At 36.1% G+C, this 14933-nt stretch carries 15 protein-coding genes; 3 read left to right on the top strand and 12 right to left on the bottom strand.

The window, feature by feature from the left end; all coding sequences use genetic code 11:
- Position 1: 1 nt before the first annotated feature.
- From hisC to DYR29_RS03995, 10 genes are all read right to left on the bottom strand, one after another.
- On the bottom strand, positions 2-1027 hold the full coding sequence (gene hisC, locus DYR29_RS04040; RefSeq protein WP_213279413.1) for a histidinol-phosphate transaminase: 1026 nt from the start codon (positions 1025-1027) through the stop codon (positions 2-4).
- A 249-nt stretch (positions 1028-1276) separates the two neighbouring features.
- Positions 1277-2551, bottom strand: a complete 1275-nt coding sequence (gene hisD, locus DYR29_RS04035; protein WP_213279412.1) for a histidinol dehydrogenase — start codon at positions 2549-2551, stop codon at positions 1277-1279.
- Between the two features lie 219 nt (positions 2552-2770).
- The gene (hisG, locus tag DYR29_RS04030; RefSeq protein WP_213279411.1) at positions 2771-3628 is read right to left on the bottom strand and encodes an ATP phosphoribosyltransferase; all 858 of its coding nucleotides are present in this window, start codon (positions 3626-3628) and stop codon (positions 2771-2773) included.
- Between the two features lie 247 nt (positions 3629-3875).
- Positions 3876-4973, bottom strand: a complete 1098-nt coding sequence (locus DYR29_RS04025) for a glycosyltransferase family 4 protein (protein ID WP_213279410.1) — start codon at positions 4971-4973, stop codon at positions 3876-3878.
- Entirely contained in the window at positions 4970-5746 is a 777-nt protein-coding gene (locus DYR29_RS04020; RefSeq protein ID WP_213279409.1) for a polysaccharide deacetylase family protein, read from the bottom strand. The genes DYR29_RS04025 and DYR29_RS04020 overlap by 4 nt, the downstream gene beginning before the upstream one ends.
- Position 5747: 1 nt before the next feature.
- Positions 5748-6677, bottom strand: a complete 930-nt coding sequence (locus DYR29_RS04015) for a glycosyltransferase family 2 protein (protein WP_213279408.1) — start codon at positions 6675-6677, stop codon at positions 5748-5750.
- A gap of 5 nt (positions 6678-6682) precedes the next feature.
- Positions 6683-7852 carry a glycosyltransferase family 87 protein gene (locus DYR29_RS04010; protein WP_213279407.1) on the bottom strand — a complete coding sequence of 390 codons (1170 nt, stop codon included), beginning with the start codon at positions 7850-7852 and terminating at the stop codon, positions 6683-6685.
- Positions 7853-7881: 29 nt separating this feature from the next.
- On the bottom strand, positions 7882-8694 hold the full coding sequence (locus DYR29_RS04005; protein WP_142716844.1) for a 2,3,4,5-tetrahydropyridine-2,6-dicarboxylate N-succinyltransferase: 813 nt from the start codon (positions 8692-8694) through the stop codon (positions 7882-7884).
- A 71-nt stretch (positions 8695-8765) separates the two neighbouring features.
- Entirely contained in the window at positions 8766-9377 is a 612-nt protein-coding gene (locus DYR29_RS04000; protein ID WP_213279406.1) for a methyltransferase family protein, read from the bottom strand.
- Positions 9378-9670: 293 nt separating this feature from the next.
- Positions 9671-10243, bottom strand: coding sequence for a C40 family peptidase (locus DYR29_RS03995; protein ID WP_213279405.1), 573 nt, complete (start codon positions 10241-10243; stop codon positions 9671-9673).
- A gap of 154 nt (positions 10244-10397) precedes the next feature.
- Between DYR29_RS03995 and DYR29_RS03990 the strand changes: the two genes are divergently transcribed.
- Positions 10398-11033, top strand: coding sequence for a hypothetical protein (locus tag DYR29_RS03990; protein WP_213279404.1), 636 nt, complete (start codon positions 10398-10400; stop codon positions 11031-11033).
- Positions 11034-11069: 36 nt separating this feature from the next.
- Here DYR29_RS03990 and DYR29_RS03985 read toward each other — a convergent pair whose 3' ends face one another.
- Positions 11070-11438 carry a hypothetical protein gene (locus tag DYR29_RS03985; protein WP_142716840.1) on the bottom strand — a complete coding sequence of 123 codons (369 nt, stop codon included), beginning with the start codon at positions 11436-11438 and terminating at the stop codon, positions 11070-11072.
- A 387-nt stretch (positions 11439-11825) separates the two neighbouring features.
- Here DYR29_RS03985 and DYR29_RS03980 point away from each other — a divergent pair, with 387 nt between their 5' ends.
- A complete protein-coding gene (locus tag DYR29_RS03980; protein WP_213279403.1) occupies positions 11826-12509 on the top strand; it encodes a hypothetical protein in 684 nt (227 codons plus the stop codon).
- Between the two features lie 215 nt (positions 12510-12724).
- Positions 12725-12985 (top strand): hypothetical protein, encoded by a 261-nt coding sequence (locus tag DYR29_RS03975; RefSeq protein WP_213279402.1) that lies wholly within the window; start codon positions 12725-12727, stop codon positions 12983-12985.
- 264 nt (positions 12986-13249) lie between these two features.
- Here DYR29_RS03975 and DYR29_RS03970 read toward each other — a convergent pair whose 3' ends face one another.
- Positions 13250-14836: a hypothetical protein gene (locus DYR29_RS03970; RefSeq protein WP_213279401.1), complete on the bottom strand. Its 1587-nt coding sequence runs from the start codon at positions 14834-14836 to the stop codon at positions 13250-13252.
- Positions 14837-14933 lie beyond the last annotated feature (97 nt).

The raw sequence follows: 14933 nt of genomic DNA, 5'->3' as shown, positions 1-14933 counted from the left end.
TTTAGATACGTTTTAAAAGATTAATTAATTTTTCATTTTCTTCACGGTTTCCTACATTGATCCTGATACATCCTGGAATGGCAGGATCTCTTCTGCTGGTCAAAATCTCTTCTTCAAGCATTTTTCCATATACATTATCTATGTTTTCCATTCTGATCAGAAAGAAGTTCGCATCTGTGGAAAATACTTCTAAAATGCATGTAATTCCTTCAAACTGCTGCTTCAGCCATGTTCTTTCTTCCAAAATGCGATTTACATTTTCCTGAAGACTGCTTTCATCATCCAATGTTTTTAAAATCAGTTCCTGGCTCAATACATTTACATTATAAGGAGCTTTTACCGTATTGATCAGGCTGATAATTTCCTCGGATGCATAAGCCATTCCTACTCTTGCTCCGGCGATTCCCCATGCTTTGGAAAACGTTTGCAGTACAATTAAGTTCGAATATTGATCCAAAAGCTCAATACTTGATTTTTTTCCAGAGAATTCTATGTAAGCTTCATCTACTACTACGATACCGTTGAAGTTCTGAAGGTAAAATTCAATATCATCAACGCTGTTTCCGGTAGGATTATTAGGAGAGCATAAAAAGAAAATTTTAAGAGATGAATCATCCGCAACTTTTAAAAATTTCTCTTTTACAATTTCAAAGCTTTCATCAAGATCCAGCTTCAATACTTTATTTTCATTGATTGTTGCATAAAAACCATACATCGCAAAGGACGGATTCATCATCAGAATGGCATCTTTTTTAGGCTCACAGAAAATTTTAATGATAAGATCTATCAGCTCATCACTTCCGTTTCCTATGGCGATCTGTGAAGGTGAAATATTTTTAAGTCCTGCAAGCCTGTTTTTAAGCTTTTTCTGAGTGGAATCCGGGTAGCGGTTACATTCCCCAAAAGGACTTTCATTCGCATCCAGCATAACGGGTGCATTAAATTCATTATGATCCCTGAAACTGATGTAGGGCTGTAATTGTAATATATTTTCTCTTACCAGAGTCTTGATACTGTTATTTTTCATTGTATTGTTTATTTAAAAGTATTTTTAAACCATTAAGATGAAGCGAGTAATTAAGGATATTGAAGAAAATATCTTCAGATCTTTATTAAGCTATGGGCTGAATTCCAATCTATTGGAATCTTAACTCTACTTAAAAACTTCATTTTCTTAATGGTTCAATTCTTTTTTGTTAAACGCAAAGGCGCAAAGTTTTTTAATCCTTTTGCTTTTTTCAATATTATTTTGCGTCTTTGCGTTTTCCAACATTTATTATTTTAATCTTATGGATACTGCATTTTTGTGGGCCAAGAGACCTTCTGCTTCAGCCATAAGCTCTATGGCTTTCCCTAAATTCTGAAGACCTTCTTTTGAAAGATGCTGGAAGGTTATTTTCTTTACAAAACTATCCAATGAGACTCCGCTATAGTTTTTTGCATATGCATTGGTAGGAAGCGTGTGGTTGGTCCCGCTTGCATAGTCTCCGGCACTTTCACAGGAATAATTTCCAAGGAAAACCGAGCCCGCATTCTGAATTTCCGGAATATATTTTTCAAAATCATTGATAGCCAGAATAAGGTGTTCAGGAGCGTAAAGATTACTGAATTCAAGAGCTTCTTCCAGAGAATTCACCAAAATAAAAGAACTGTTTTCCAAGGCTTGGGCGGCAAATTCATTTCTTGGTAATTCTTTGATTTGTTGATCAACAGCACTGATTGTTTCATTGAAAACTTTAAGATCAGTAGTAATAAAAACAACCTGACTGTCACTCCCGTGTTCTGCCTGTGAAAGAAGATCTGCGGCACAAAATTCAGGAACAGCCTGTTCATCTGCTATGACGAGAACTTCGCTCGGACCGGCAGGCATATCAATCGCAACCCCAAAACGCTGGGCGTATTCTTTAGCTGCTACGACAAACTGATTTCCCGGTCCGAAAATTTTATTAACCTGAGGAATACTCTCTGTCCCTAAAGTCATAGCCGCTATAGCCTGGGCACCGCCTGTTTTAAAAATTTCAGAAACTCCGCAGAGCTTTGCTGCATAAAGAATCGCAGGATTAATATTTCCGTTTTTATCCGGAGGTGTACACAATATAATTTCTTTACAGCCGGCAAGATTGGCAGGAACCGCAAGCATTAATACAGTAGAAAACAAAGGTGCTGTTCCTCCCGGAATATAGATTCCAACTTTCTCTACTGCACGGTTTTCACGCCAGCAAACAACTCCCTGAGTAGTTTCTGTTTTCTGAATTTCCTGTTTTTGCGAAGCGTGAAATACTGAAATATTCTCTTTTGCCTGTTGAATTGCCTGTTTCAGTTCATCTTTTACCTGCTTTTGTGCATCTTCAATTTCTTCTTTGGAAACCGAAATACGTTGAGTATTTGCTTTATCGAATTTTTTATTGAACTGTATTAAAGCTTTGTCTCCGTTTTTTTCAACTTCTGTAAAAATTTCTGAGATAAGTCCTGAAATTTCCTGCTGCTCCAGAACAGGACGTTTTACCAGGTCTTTCCAGTTGTCTTTTGTGGGAAATCTATATATATTCATTGTAGTATTTTTAATTTTAACAAACTATTAAGCTATTGATTTACAATTGTTTTTGACGCAAAGACGCAAAGTTTTTAATTCCTATATCGCTTTTAAGGCGCAAGAAAATCAAAGATTTTCAGCAAGTGTTTGAGTATTCAATTTTATCGCAGATAAAATTTTTGCGCCTTACAACAGTCTTAATTTTTATTCTTTTGCGTCTTTGCGTTGACCAACATTTTAAATAACCATTTTATCAATTGGAATGATTAAAATATCCTGCGCACCGTTATCTTTCAGTTCATCAATGACTTCCCAAAAGCGTTCTTCATCAATAACAGAATGAATACTGCTCCAGCCTTCTTCTGCAAGAGGAATAACTGTAGGGCTTTTCAATACCGGAAGAACTTCTGATACTTTCTGAATCTTTTCATTGGGAACATTCATCAGAATATATTTTGAGTTTTTTGCTTTTAAAACAGCTTTGATCCTGAATACGAATTTTTCCAGAATTGCTTCTTTTTCTGGGGATAATTGAGGTGTTTGAGCCAAAACAGCTTCTGATTTCAGTAAAGTAACCGTTTCACGCAACCCGTTTTTGAATAATGTGCTTCCGGAGCTTACAATATCACATATCCCGTCTGCCAGACCAATATTCGGTGCTATTTCTACGGAACCTGAAATGACGTGAATGTCTGAAGTGATTCCTTCTTTTTCTAGAAAGTTTTTAAGGGTATTTGGATAAGAAGTGGCAATTTTTTTACCTTGAAAATAAGAGAGTTCATCGGTTTCCACTTCTTTGGGAACAGCCAGTGACACACGGCATTTTGAAAATCCAAGCTTCTGGATTGTTTTTATATTTTTACCTTTTTCTATCAGGAGATTTTCACCTAGAATAGCAACATCCACCACTCCATCTTCCAGATATTGCGGGATGTCTGAATTGCGAAGGTACATGATTTCCATCGGAAAGTTATCTACTGAAACTTTGAGCTGGTCTTTCCCGTTGTTGACGAAGATTCCGCAGTCTTTGAGAAGCTGTAAAGATTCTTCATAAAGCCGGCCGCTTTTTTGGATTGCAATTTTTAATTTACTCATTTTGCCTTTTTTGGGTCCGAGCAAATAAAAACTGATCTGTTGAGATTTCTGAGGAGAATTCAGGAAACAAAAAAACCGCCTATTTACTCAGACGGTTTTAATTATTTTTGATTTTAGCACATACTTATATCAATCAATTCCGCCTAACAGAGATGATGATGATAATGATGTAATGCTAAAAAAGTTGGTTTCATTGTATAGAATTATGATGCAAATGTAGGATTTATTTTTAAAATGCAAACTTTTTTCAGATAATTTTTTGATAAAAATTCATCAACTGTTTTGCAATGGGTTCGTCATTAAACTTCTGAACAAACTCGTAACCCTTTTCCTCACGGCGTTTTCTCTCAGATGCATTTTCCCAGAGAAATTTGAGTTTGGCCCTAATATCAAGATCACTATCCGGATTGATGTAGACAGAGTCTTTTCCTCCTGCTTCCGGCAGACAGCTTGTATTGCTTGTAACCACAACAGTTTTGGAGAAAAGTGCCTCAATGACAGGGATTCCGAAGCCTTCAAAGAAACTCGGATAGACAAAAATATCTGCCTGTTTATAAAGACAGGCAAGTTCATCCATAGAAACTCCTTCCAGGAACAATACCTGCTTTTCCATTTTGTTTTTTTTCAGGAAGTTTTCTATTTTCTGGTAATACTTGGTCTTCCTTCCCACTACTACAAGAGGAATTTCTGTACCCTTGATTGCTTTTACGACATTCAAAAGGTTTTTACGTTCTTCAATGGTTCCTACGTTGAGGATAAATCTTTCAGGAAGGTTATATTTGTCCTTTACAGCCTCCATCAGTTCAGGAGACTGCTGTTCTTTAAAAGCGTGATGACATCCCTGATAAATGACTTCAATCTTAGTCTCAGGAACTTTTAAATACCGGATAATATCTCTTTTGGTCTGTTCTGAAATAGCAATGATTTTATCGGCAATATTAGCAGCTTTTTTAAATTTCCAGAAATGTATTCTCCTGTCAAAAAAAGAATAATACTGTGGATATCTCACAAAGATTAGATCATGAATGGTAACCACCTTTTTAATAGGTTTTGAATCCCATTTTAAAGGAAGTTCACCGGATAAACCATGGAAAATATCAGCTCCTTGCTTTTGGGCATCTTTACCCATTTTCAGCTGGCGTGAAAAGTTTCCTTTTGAGTTTTCGATAAAATGAACATTCGGGCGCTCAAGGATCTCTTTTCCGCGCTCTGATTTGTTTTTATTAAGCAGCAGATACTCGTTACCCGGTTCATACTCAGAAAGTATTCTTACCAGATCTCTTGAGTAATTTCCCAATCCGGATGTGTTGTGGAAAAACCGTTTTGCATCAAAGGCAATCTTCATCGTTGTATCTGTTTTTGAAATTCCTGAAATGTACCGAATGTATGCCCTTTCGCTTTCAGCCAGCCTACGAACGAATCAAATCTTTCCACCATCTCTTTTCCTGAGTTTTTTACTGTAAATCCAGGAAGTTTAAAGGCTTCATCTTTAATCTCTGCAAATTCCCACGGATGAAAATAAATATTAAGATAATTATCCTTTTTCAAGGTGTCCGAAGCCAGTTTCTTGTACAAAAACAACGGAAAATTATGGAAACTTAACCAAAACAGTGGAATTCTGAAGTTCGGTGACACAGAGGCCGGAACCTGTGTTACATTTCCTTCTTTGAAATAGGTTCTGGAAACTTTTAAATTGTTATATCTTCCCGGTAAAAACGTTGGATTAATGGATGAATTGTATGAATATCCTGCCCTTTCAACTTCTTTTTCGTCTACGGGCATCATTCTCGGCATTCTTAATCCGGTTACCCTGGTAGAAAATAATTCTTCCAGTTTTTCTCTTGATTCTTTGAGATGTTTGTCTTCAAATTCTGAGTGAAACCACGTGTGAGAAGCCAGTTCATGACCTTCGCTCAATAATCTTTCAATAAGATGTTTGCTGTTTTCTGCAAAAACTACGGTAGAAAAGAAAGTAGCTTTTGCATTATGTTTTTTAAGGATATCGAGTATTCTCTCTAATCCTGTCTGTGAAATTGAAATCTGCTTTTCAAAGGGAATTTCACCCTTATATTCTAATGGCATATCAAATTCTTCAATATCAAAACTCAATAAAACCATTCTAAAAATTTTTGTTTTTAATAATATAATTAGGTCTGTCTTTCACCTGTTTAAATATTTTACCTAAATAAATCCCCATGATTCCGAGGATGATCAGCTGAAGCCCTCCGAAGAAAACAATAGTCATAATCAATGATGCCCAACCAGAGATCTCTGTTTTTGCAATGAAGGAATGAACCACATATGCACCATATCCGATTACTGAAAGTGCTGAGAATAAAAAGCCCAGATAAGCTGCCAAATACAATGGTTTCACACTGAAAGCAGTGATTCCCGTAAAGGCAAAGGTGAACATTTTTTTAAGATTGTAGCTGCTTTTTCCTGAAAGTCTTTCTGCAGCGGTAAAGTCAATTCCAATCTGTTTAAACCCCATCCAGCTTGTCAGTCCTCTGAGGAATAAGTCATCTTCATTAAAGTTTCTCATTACATCCACTGCTCTGGCATCCAGTAATCTGAAATCTGAGCCGCCTCCTTTTGTTAGGTTAACGTCTGACAGACTTGATAAAAGCTTATAAAATAAGTCTGATGTTTTTCTTTTAAAGAAGGAAATCTCCTTAGGATAAGTTCTGAAAGTAAAAACCACATCATAGCCTTCCTCCCATTTCTGAATCATTTCAGGGATAATCTCCGGCGGATGCTGAAGGTCTCCATCCATCGAAATAACTGCATTTCCCAGAGCGCTGTCCATTCCTGCTTTTACCGCAGGCTGATGTCCAAAATTCCTCGAAAACTCAATGAATTTCACTTCATCATACTGGTTGGAAAGCTCTTCTAATTTTTGTTGTGTATTGTCTCTGCTTCCATCATTTACAAATATGATTTCAAAGTCGTAATTAGGTAAGCCATCAAAAACTTCTTTAATTTTCTGATGGATCATTGCGACATTTCCTTCTTCGTTATAGGCAGGAATTACAATTGAAATTTTCTTCATATTTATTAATTCAGGCTGTAATTTTTCTCAAAATCTTTAGTCAGAAGCTCGTAAATTACTCTCAACCAGATTACAATACAAGGTACAGCTTTTAATGAATATTTGATAATATAGTTTTCTTTTACAAATTTCGGAAATAGATCCGAAGTAGAAAAACACGTGAAAATAATAACAAAAACTAGCAATCCTATGATAAGCGGTGTTCTTTCTTTCTGAAGGAAAAACCATATCAGCACTCCTACAACCGCAATAATATAAGTTGGAGATTCTGAACTTGAGCTGAACAATACCAAAAACAGTAATGTTGAAGCCAGAATCATCAGTTGGAAAGCATAATGCTTATATTGCTTAATTCTGATGTAAGGCAAAGCAAAAAGTGGCAATCCGCCTGCTAAAAACACAAGATTCGAAATGGAGGCATCTCCTAAGATTCTTCTTACAAATCCCATTAAAGAAATGTCCTGCATATTTCCCAACACCTGATTTTCACTGTTTTTTTCTACAATAGACTGAAACCAGTCTGAGTAACACTGAATCACAAACTGCGGGCTTGAATACGCCATTGGAAGAACGAAAAATAATATTGCAATAGCAATTCCTGAAAGAATAAATTTCGTTTTATTTTTAATGAAGAAAAACTGTGTCAACCCCACAATTCCGTAGATTTTCACAAATATTCCTATTAAAATTGCGGTTACAGATTTTACTTCTTTTCTTTCGTAAATGTAGACTGCAGATAACAGTAAAAGGCCTGTCAGTGCTACATTAAACTGTAAACTTAAAGCAGCGGTAATGTACTCCTGAAGGCAAAGCAGTCCGAAAATTGCTTTCTTACTGTCTGAAAACGGCAGTTTGTAAATACCATAAATGAAGATAAAAGTATTGGCAATATTCCAGAGTGAAATTCCCAGCCAATCCGGCATCATGGCAAACGGAGCAATCAATGCACTGAAAAACACGCCATAATGGTTTAAATCAAAATAAAGATCAGGATAATGGATAAATAAGTTTTTCTGATGAATGGTATTAAAGAATACATTTTTAAAAATCAGATAATTATTGATCGCATAATCTCCTCTCAGGTATTTGGAAATTGCTGTAACAACGGATATAATAAGATAAACCCCAAATATATATTTAGGGTTTAATAGTATTTTAAGAAATTTTTCTTTCAAGATTGTGGTATTAGCTTACAATATTAATTTTAAACCGCTACATTATTATCTCTCAATGCATCATTCAGAGATGTTTTCTTGTCTGTAGATTCTTTTCTCTGACCAATGATCAATGCACAAGGAACCTGATATTCTCCAGCCGGATACTGTTTTGTATAGCTTCCAGGGATTACTACTGAACGCGCAGGAACTCTTCCTTTGATTTCGATAGGTGTATCTCCTGTTACATCGATAATTTTTGTTGAAGCTGTCAATACTACGTTTGCACCTAATACGGCTTCTTTTTCTACGTGAACTCCTTCTACAACGATACATCTTGAACCGATGAAGCAGTCATCTTCAATGATTACCGGAGCTGCCTGTAACGGCTCCAATACTCCACCAATACCTACACCACCACTCAGGTGAACATTTTTACCGATCTGTGCACAGCTTCCTACAGTTGCCCATGTATCTACCATTGTTCCTGAATCTACATAAGCCCCAATATTTACATAAGATGGCATCAAAATTACTCCCGGAGCAATATAAGCTCCTTCTCTTGCCACTGCATGTGGTACAACTCTCACCCCTTTTTCAGCATAATTTCTCTTTAAAGGCATTTTGTCATGAAATTCAAACGGACCTACTTCAATAGTTTCCATTTTCTGGATCGGAAAATACATTACTACTGCTTTTTTCACCCATTCATTTACCTGCCATCCGTTTTCAGTAGGCTCTGCTGTACGAAGTTCACCTTTATCAACCAAAGAAATAACCTCTCTAATCGCCTTCTGGCTGTCTTCATTCTGCAATAAATCTCTGTTGTCCCAGATATTTTCAATAGTTTGTTGTAACGACATGTTTCTTATTTAAAATTATACCGGCCAAAGATACAAAAAAGTTCAGCAAAACGGTTTTTAACGTTATGCTTTTAATAAAGGCTCAGCATACGCTTAACCCTATTTTTATAGGCAAGGTAAATTTGTCCGTGTTCTTTCATCAAATATTCCTCTTCAAGCCGAATCTGAATCTGCATCAAAATACTTCCCATCAAAAGGAATGTCAGAGCAATTACCGTTGGGACAACAAGAAAAAAACCAACAAGACTTATCGTCATTCCCAGGAATATAGGATTTCTGGAAATTTTGAACAATCGATGGGTCACCAATTCTGTTTTTGTTGTATTATCAATCCCGATCCGCCAGGAGTTTTTCATTTGCAGCTGGGCTGTGATGACCCAAATCAGAGCAAAAATCATTAAAGCAAATCCTGCGTACTGAACAAAATTATATTCCAGAATGGTAATTTTAAACACATTAAAGACGTTTTCCGGAAAAAACAAAAGAAGCATTGTATAGATAAAAAGTGCAGACAGCACAATCTTAAAATAGAATCCTACAAGTCCATAAGCAGAATCATCCTTAGGAAGGACATTAGGGTTTTTACCAATTTGTTTTGCCACTTTATAACTGATTCCTACAAAGGAAACTGCAAAGAATATTATAAAATACGAGGGAATAAAAAATCTGATAAAGTCTGTCATTGATAATAGTTTTGAGCAAATTACCGCAGTTTTGCAATGCAATCCTATTGCAATGACACGCCCTTTATTGGGATTTCAGAAATTTTCAATTAGAAACCTAGAATTCCCCTCCACCGGAGGGGTGGCGAAAATTCAAAGAATTTTTGACGGGGTGGTTAAAGAATATTGTTATATAAGTTTTGGCTAAAGTCAGTTGATTGTTTCTTTTTTTTATTGAACGGGCTAAAGCCCGTTCCTATTGAATTTCAACTCTTCCCTGCAGACAAAATATTAATTTAATGCGTTTTAAAGATTTACAGAACTCTTTGGGCATGAAGATAGGCTTTGTTCCAGTATTTTTCGTTCAGGGATGAAATCATTACTCCTTTTGAGGTAGAAGCATGGATGAACTTCACTTCTCCGTCAGGGCCAATATCATGAACAATTCCAACATGAGATACTCTGCTTCCTCCTGCTGTTGCAAAAAACAAAAGGTCACCGGGTTTTACATCTCTGATATCAATATTTTTTCCGGCTTCAGCCTGATCAGAAGATCTTCTTGGAAGGTTAAAGTCATTTTCTTCAAACACTTTTACAGTAAATCCGGAACAGTCAAAGCCTGATGATGTATTTCCTCCGAATTTATAGGGTGTTCCGATGTATTTTTCAGCATCCTTCAGAATATCATTAATTGATCTGGATACACTTCCGTTAAATTTTGAATCCAGTTTTCTGAGGTTCTCAGATTTTGCAACTGTTTTTGTATTTGATTTCTTACTGCCGGAAACACTTTTTGATGATCCACAGGACACTACAAAAGCAGATGCAATCAGTAAAACAGACCACTGCTTTATTCTCATTTTCTGTTCAAATAATCCCAATCCCATATTCGTCTGATTTTTACTCGGTTAAGTAATTATCCAACAAATATACATTTTATATTTTAATTACAATATAACTATACTACAACTATATGATAAATATATGTTAAAATTTTGTTTTCATTTATTTATTGGTATATTTGATTTCTATTTTGAATATATGGCAACATATGAAAGTCTCATCAAGATCACGGGAGCTGTAGGTGACCTGGTATTTTATAATCTGAACGGTAAGAATGTGGTTCGGAAGAAAAGCGGGTTCAATAAAGCTGCTTTTAAAAAAAATCCTTCGTATGAGAAAGTCCGGCAGAACAGTTCGGAATTCGGGCATTGCTCTAAAATTGGGAAAGTTATCAGGAATACTCTGAATCTCTATATCAAAGAAGCAGGCGATCCCCTCCTCTACCAGAAGTTTGCAAAGGTTATGACAATGATCAAAGACCTGGATATGATTTCCGAAAGAGGAAAACGAACGGTTGAAAATGGTTTAAAGACTGAAGAAGGAAGAAAGCTTATGAGAGAATTTCAGCTGGGTACGCTTCCTAATATTATGGATTGTATCAGAATTAAGGATCAGATCCTCTATAAAAATGGTGATTGTGTCGCTGATAAAACCGTAATTTTAACTATAAAATTAGATTCTGAAAATTACAGCACAGAATATACTGAGGAAATAATCAGTTGGGATCAGCATCAAAAGCCTTTTAAAAAGTATTTTTCAGAAAATGATCTTCTTCTTTATTTTATAGTCCTGAAGAATGATCATAATGAGATTACCCACATGGGATTTGTTTAAATAAAAAAGTCTGCAGATTCTGCAGACTTTCTTGTTTTATTTCTTTTCTCCTTTCCAGCTTCCTGATGTTGCAGGTGTTGGAAGTGAGTTGGACCAGTTTCCGTTTCCTTTTTTTTCCGTTGTTAACGTTCCCTTGAAATCTCCTTGTGAAGGAAGTCCTACTCTTGCGTTAAGATCTCCTGATTCACTTAAATTCCCGGTAATGCTGTAGTTTTCATTATTAACATCGGAATGCATTGTTCCTACCACTTTACCACTCTCATCTACCACGAAGTTCCAAACTCCTTTATCATTTCCTTCGTAAGAACCTGACCATGTTCCTACATAATCATAGATAGTATCATCATCAGAGCTGCAGCCGATAAATAAAAACGCCGTAAATAAAAGTAAAAAAAGTTTCTTCATAGTTTCAGTAGTTTTATAACCTAAAATCCTGTTATTCTCAATGTACTTCTCTTCTAAAAATTCAGTCACAGAGAATAGTGCTTAATATTTATTATTTTTTTGTTCCGTGCAAATCTACTAATTTTTTCATTCAAATTATCTGAATTTTAATTAGTACCCGATATGTTTATTAAAAAACAACATATTTCGGCTAAAATACAAATATTTTTCAAACAAATACAAGGTGTATAATTTTTGAGTTATTTAAAAAATTGATCCCTGAAATCTGATATTACTCTCTTCAATATCCGTTTACAATTAGTTTATATGATTTTTCAGGCGAATTTCACATCCATTTTAAAGTTATTTCCTATCTTAGTGAAAAATTTAACCTTTTTCAAAAATAACATGAAAACAAAAACATTCTTTTTGGCAGCACTTGCTATGGGTGGGACTCTATTAGCACAGGTTGGGATTAATACTTCTACTCCTTCCCATACATTAGATGTTAATGGTCTGGTGAGAGTAAGAGGACTTTCAAATGCTGAAAAAAAAATTGTTGCGGCAGATGCACAAGGAGTTTTAACCCTTATATCTCCTGAAGAAATCTTCGCACCGAAAGCTTTATTGAACACTTCAACCTCTTCCAGTGAACAAAGACTCACAGTTTACGAAGGAAAATGTTTCCAACCTGGCGATAATGCTTCTTCCTGTACCGTTTCTGTCAACCATTACTCCTCTTGTGCGGGGTTCAGTAATCCCGTAGATACTCAAATTATAGTAGGGCAAGGAATTAACACAGGAAATGGACAGTTTCTAGGAACATGGACAGCCCGATATGTTGATAATAAAGGATTTGCAAACACAACTCCTGTTGCTAACCAGACAGCGCCTGACTATCCCAGAATTTCTTACCCAAGTACCAATACAGTGAACTATTTAGGAAGTGGAAACTTTGCGGGTCAATGTAATACGGATCTGGTCACTACCATCAACCAGGCCACCGGAGATATAAAAGTAGAGTCTGTAAAACGAAGCATGTTTGCACATCTTGTGTATCTTATCAACATCGCCCGTTCCAGATCTTTATAATAGTCGATATTTGATTTCAAAAGAGGCAGCCACAATTGAATTGTGGCTGTTTTTTGCTAAAATAAGACCTCTTTTTCAGAGGGATTAGAGTTTATTTTTTATGGAAATATATTTACATGAACAATGATAGATATCTTGTATTTTCTTCCTAAAAACAATCTGAAATGGGTGTAAATGATATTCAGATTAATTATATTTGGTTTAAATATTAAAATATGAAAGTAGCTTTTATATCAGATGATTTAAAGGAAATTGATATCACTATTCCTGCGGTTGAATTTGAAATATTACCCGTTGTGGGTGACTGGGTTAATATAGAATCTTATGTAGATGAAATCCTGTGGCAGGAAATAGAAAAGTATTTATATTCAATCAATAAGCTGGCTTTTGGAATGATTAATGGCAGAACCTGGACCAGAGAAAATAATGAAAACATTCTCTATGCTCATGTAACATTCGACTCGATTGATGAGTAAGAATGAAATAAAAAAGCTCCCATTGGAGCCTAAAACTATTGGTTAAACGAAAAACTTATCCCAAATGTATGGAATATTCATTCTGCCATTTATGCGTACAATCATAATCAGAGATTAGTGAATGAAACAAATTATAAAATCTTTGAAATGAATGATATCATTAATATATCCTTTCAATAAAAAAGCTGTAAAGAATCAACTTTACAGCTCCATTTTCATAGTATGTTTTTAGAATCTTTTTTATAGTCTGATAACTATCCGGAATTAGTTTTGGAACTTTACAAAATCCAGATAAAAAGGAGGATTTCCTCCATTAAATCCAGTCGGAACTACAAGATTGGTCTTATGAGCAACTATAGGGTAAACTCCAGGGGCTGCAAAATATAATACTCTGGTTTGATCTCTAGGCACAAAATTAATAGGATCAGGACTTGCCGTTCCACAATATGCTTTCCATACTTCCCCTACTCCAGGAATATAAAACCAGTAATCATTACAGGTAGAAGTTATGGTGATTCCTGAACGGAAAAAATACCATCCTTTGGCAGGAATATTCACAGAGATTCCAGTTGGTAAATTATCTCCACCTGAATTTCCGGTAAAAGGATTTACCAATGTTCCGGTATAAGATGTCCAGTTGTTGGCAAAAGCAGTAGTAACAGTGGATGACCATGTTGCCAAGCCGTTTGCATCACTGGTCAGTACATAGCCCAGCTGCTGGGTACCATCTTTGATCTGAAGAGCCCCATTGGTAGTTCCGTTATCAATAACAATCTTTGCACTGGCTGCTCCTGCCGGTACTGTATTGGTTCCTACCAGAACTTTTCCTGTGCCATTGATACTTAAATTATTACCTGCCGTTGCAATATCCGTTGCCTGTGAAAGGGTTCCGCCCAATTTTACATCTGTACCGGATAATGTCAGACCGTTACTTGCTGTGATATTATTATTAATGATTGTTGTACCTCCATTTCCATTACCTCCGGCAAGCTCGGTAACCGTCATAAATCCTATTCCCGGGTTCAGCTGTGCAGTTCCGGCACCTCCCAGCCTTACTTTTACAGAGGTATCAACCGTAGGCCTGTAAATAGCATAGGCTTCCGGCTGGCCGCCAATAGATGTTGCCGGATAATTATTGATGGCATCCACAACTCCTGTTGTACTGGAAGGAAGAACAGAGTTATTGGAAGCGTCTACCCACTCATACACGAAAAATCCTCCTGCCAGCGAAAAATCAGTAGCATGCAGCTGACAACGGAGCACATAGGTTTTACCTGCTTTCAGATTGAAAACACCTGCGTTATAAGTAATATTATTGGAGGCAATAACAGATCCGAATGTCACATCTGATCCTGTAGATACGGATTGGGCTGCGTTTGGCTTCACAATAATATAATCCCCTGTAGCAGATGTTCCCGTTGAAAGAAGTTCCCATGTAGAATTCGTTCCGGTAAGTCCCGTACTCACCAGCTCTACACTCTGATTGGCTGGTACTGAAATACTGGCATTTCCGTTAATTGTTTCCGGAGCCACGGTATTCACGGTGATCTTAAAGTTTGTATTGTTTTTAATTCTGTAAATCCTCCCTTTGAAGTTTCCAACCCCACTGATGGAAGGCGGTAAACTGAATACAGCATCTGAACTTCCATTGTATGAAACGTGGAAATCTGATAATGCTAAATTATAAGTGGCTGTAGTAACCGCTTTATAATTAGCCGCCAATGATCCGTTAATATCCATCGTAGAACCGGGATTCACTGTGTTGACCCCAACATTTCCTGCCTGGGCAAAAGCAATAGCCGGACTTAGAGCTATTATTGCAAAGATTAGTTTTGTAGAAATTTTAACCATTTATCATTAATTTATTTACATTAAGAAACCCGATTGTTTAACATAATGTAAAAATATCAGAATAAATTCTACAGAAAACATCACCATGCGTAGAAAA

The organism is Chryseobacterium indologenes (assembly GCF_018362995.1).
Lineage (GTDB): Bacteria > Bacteroidota > Bacteroidia > Flavobacteriales > Weeksellaceae > Chryseobacterium > Chryseobacterium indologenes_G.
Note: the sequence above shows the minus strand (reverse complement) of the source record. Positions and strands in the feature narration are given on the sequence as shown.

Coding starts and splice junctions, on each gene's coding strand:
- hisC (WP_213279413.1), bottom strand. CDS start 1,027: ATGAAAAATAACAGTATCAAGACTCTGGTAAGAGAAAATATATTACAA.
- hisD (WP_213279412.1), bottom strand. CDS start 2,551: ATGAATATATATAGATTTCCCACAAAAGACAACTGGAAAGACCTGGTA.
- hisG (WP_213279411.1), bottom strand. CDS start 3,628: ATGAGTAAATTAAAAATTGCAATCCAAAAAAGCGGCCGGCTTTATGAA.
- DYR29_RS04025 (WP_213279410.1), bottom strand. CDS start 4,973: ATGAAGATTGCCTTTGATGCAAAACGGTTTTTCCACAACACATCCGGA.
- DYR29_RS04020 (WP_213279409.1), bottom strand. CDS start 5,746: ATGGTTTTATTGAGTTTTGATATTGAAGAATTTGATATGCCATTAGAA.
- DYR29_RS04015 (WP_213279408.1), bottom strand. CDS start 6,677: ATGAAGAAAATTTCAATTGTAATTCCTGCCTATAACGAAGAAGGAAAT.
- DYR29_RS04005 (WP_142716844.1), bottom strand. CDS start 8,694: ATGTCGTTACAACAAACTATTGAAAATATCTGGGACAACAGAGATTTA.
- DYR29_RS04000 (WP_213279406.1), bottom strand. CDS start 9,377: ATGACAGACTTTATCAGATTTTTTATTCCCTCGTATTTTATAATATTC.
- DYR29_RS03995 (WP_213279405.1), bottom strand. CDS start 10,243: ATGGGATTGGGATTATTTGAACAGAAAATGAGAATAAAGCAGTGGTCT.
- DYR29_RS03990 (WP_213279404.1), top strand. CDS start 10,398: ATGGCAACATATGAAAGTCTCATCAAGATCACGGGAGCTGTAGGTGAC.
- DYR29_RS03985 (WP_142716840.1), bottom strand. CDS start 11,438: ATGAAGAAACTTTTTTTACTTTTATTTACGGCGTTTTTATTTATCGGC.
- DYR29_RS03980 (WP_213279403.1), top strand. CDS start 11,826: ATGAAAACAAAAACATTCTTTTTGGCAGCACTTGCTATGGGTGGGACT.
- DYR29_RS03975 (WP_213279402.1), top strand. CDS start 12,725: ATGAAAGTAGCTTTTATATCAGATGATTTAAAGGAAATTGATATCACT.
- DYR29_RS03970 (WP_213279401.1), bottom strand. CDS start 14,836: ATGGTTAAAATTTCTACAAAACTAATCTTTGCAATAATAGCTCTAAGT.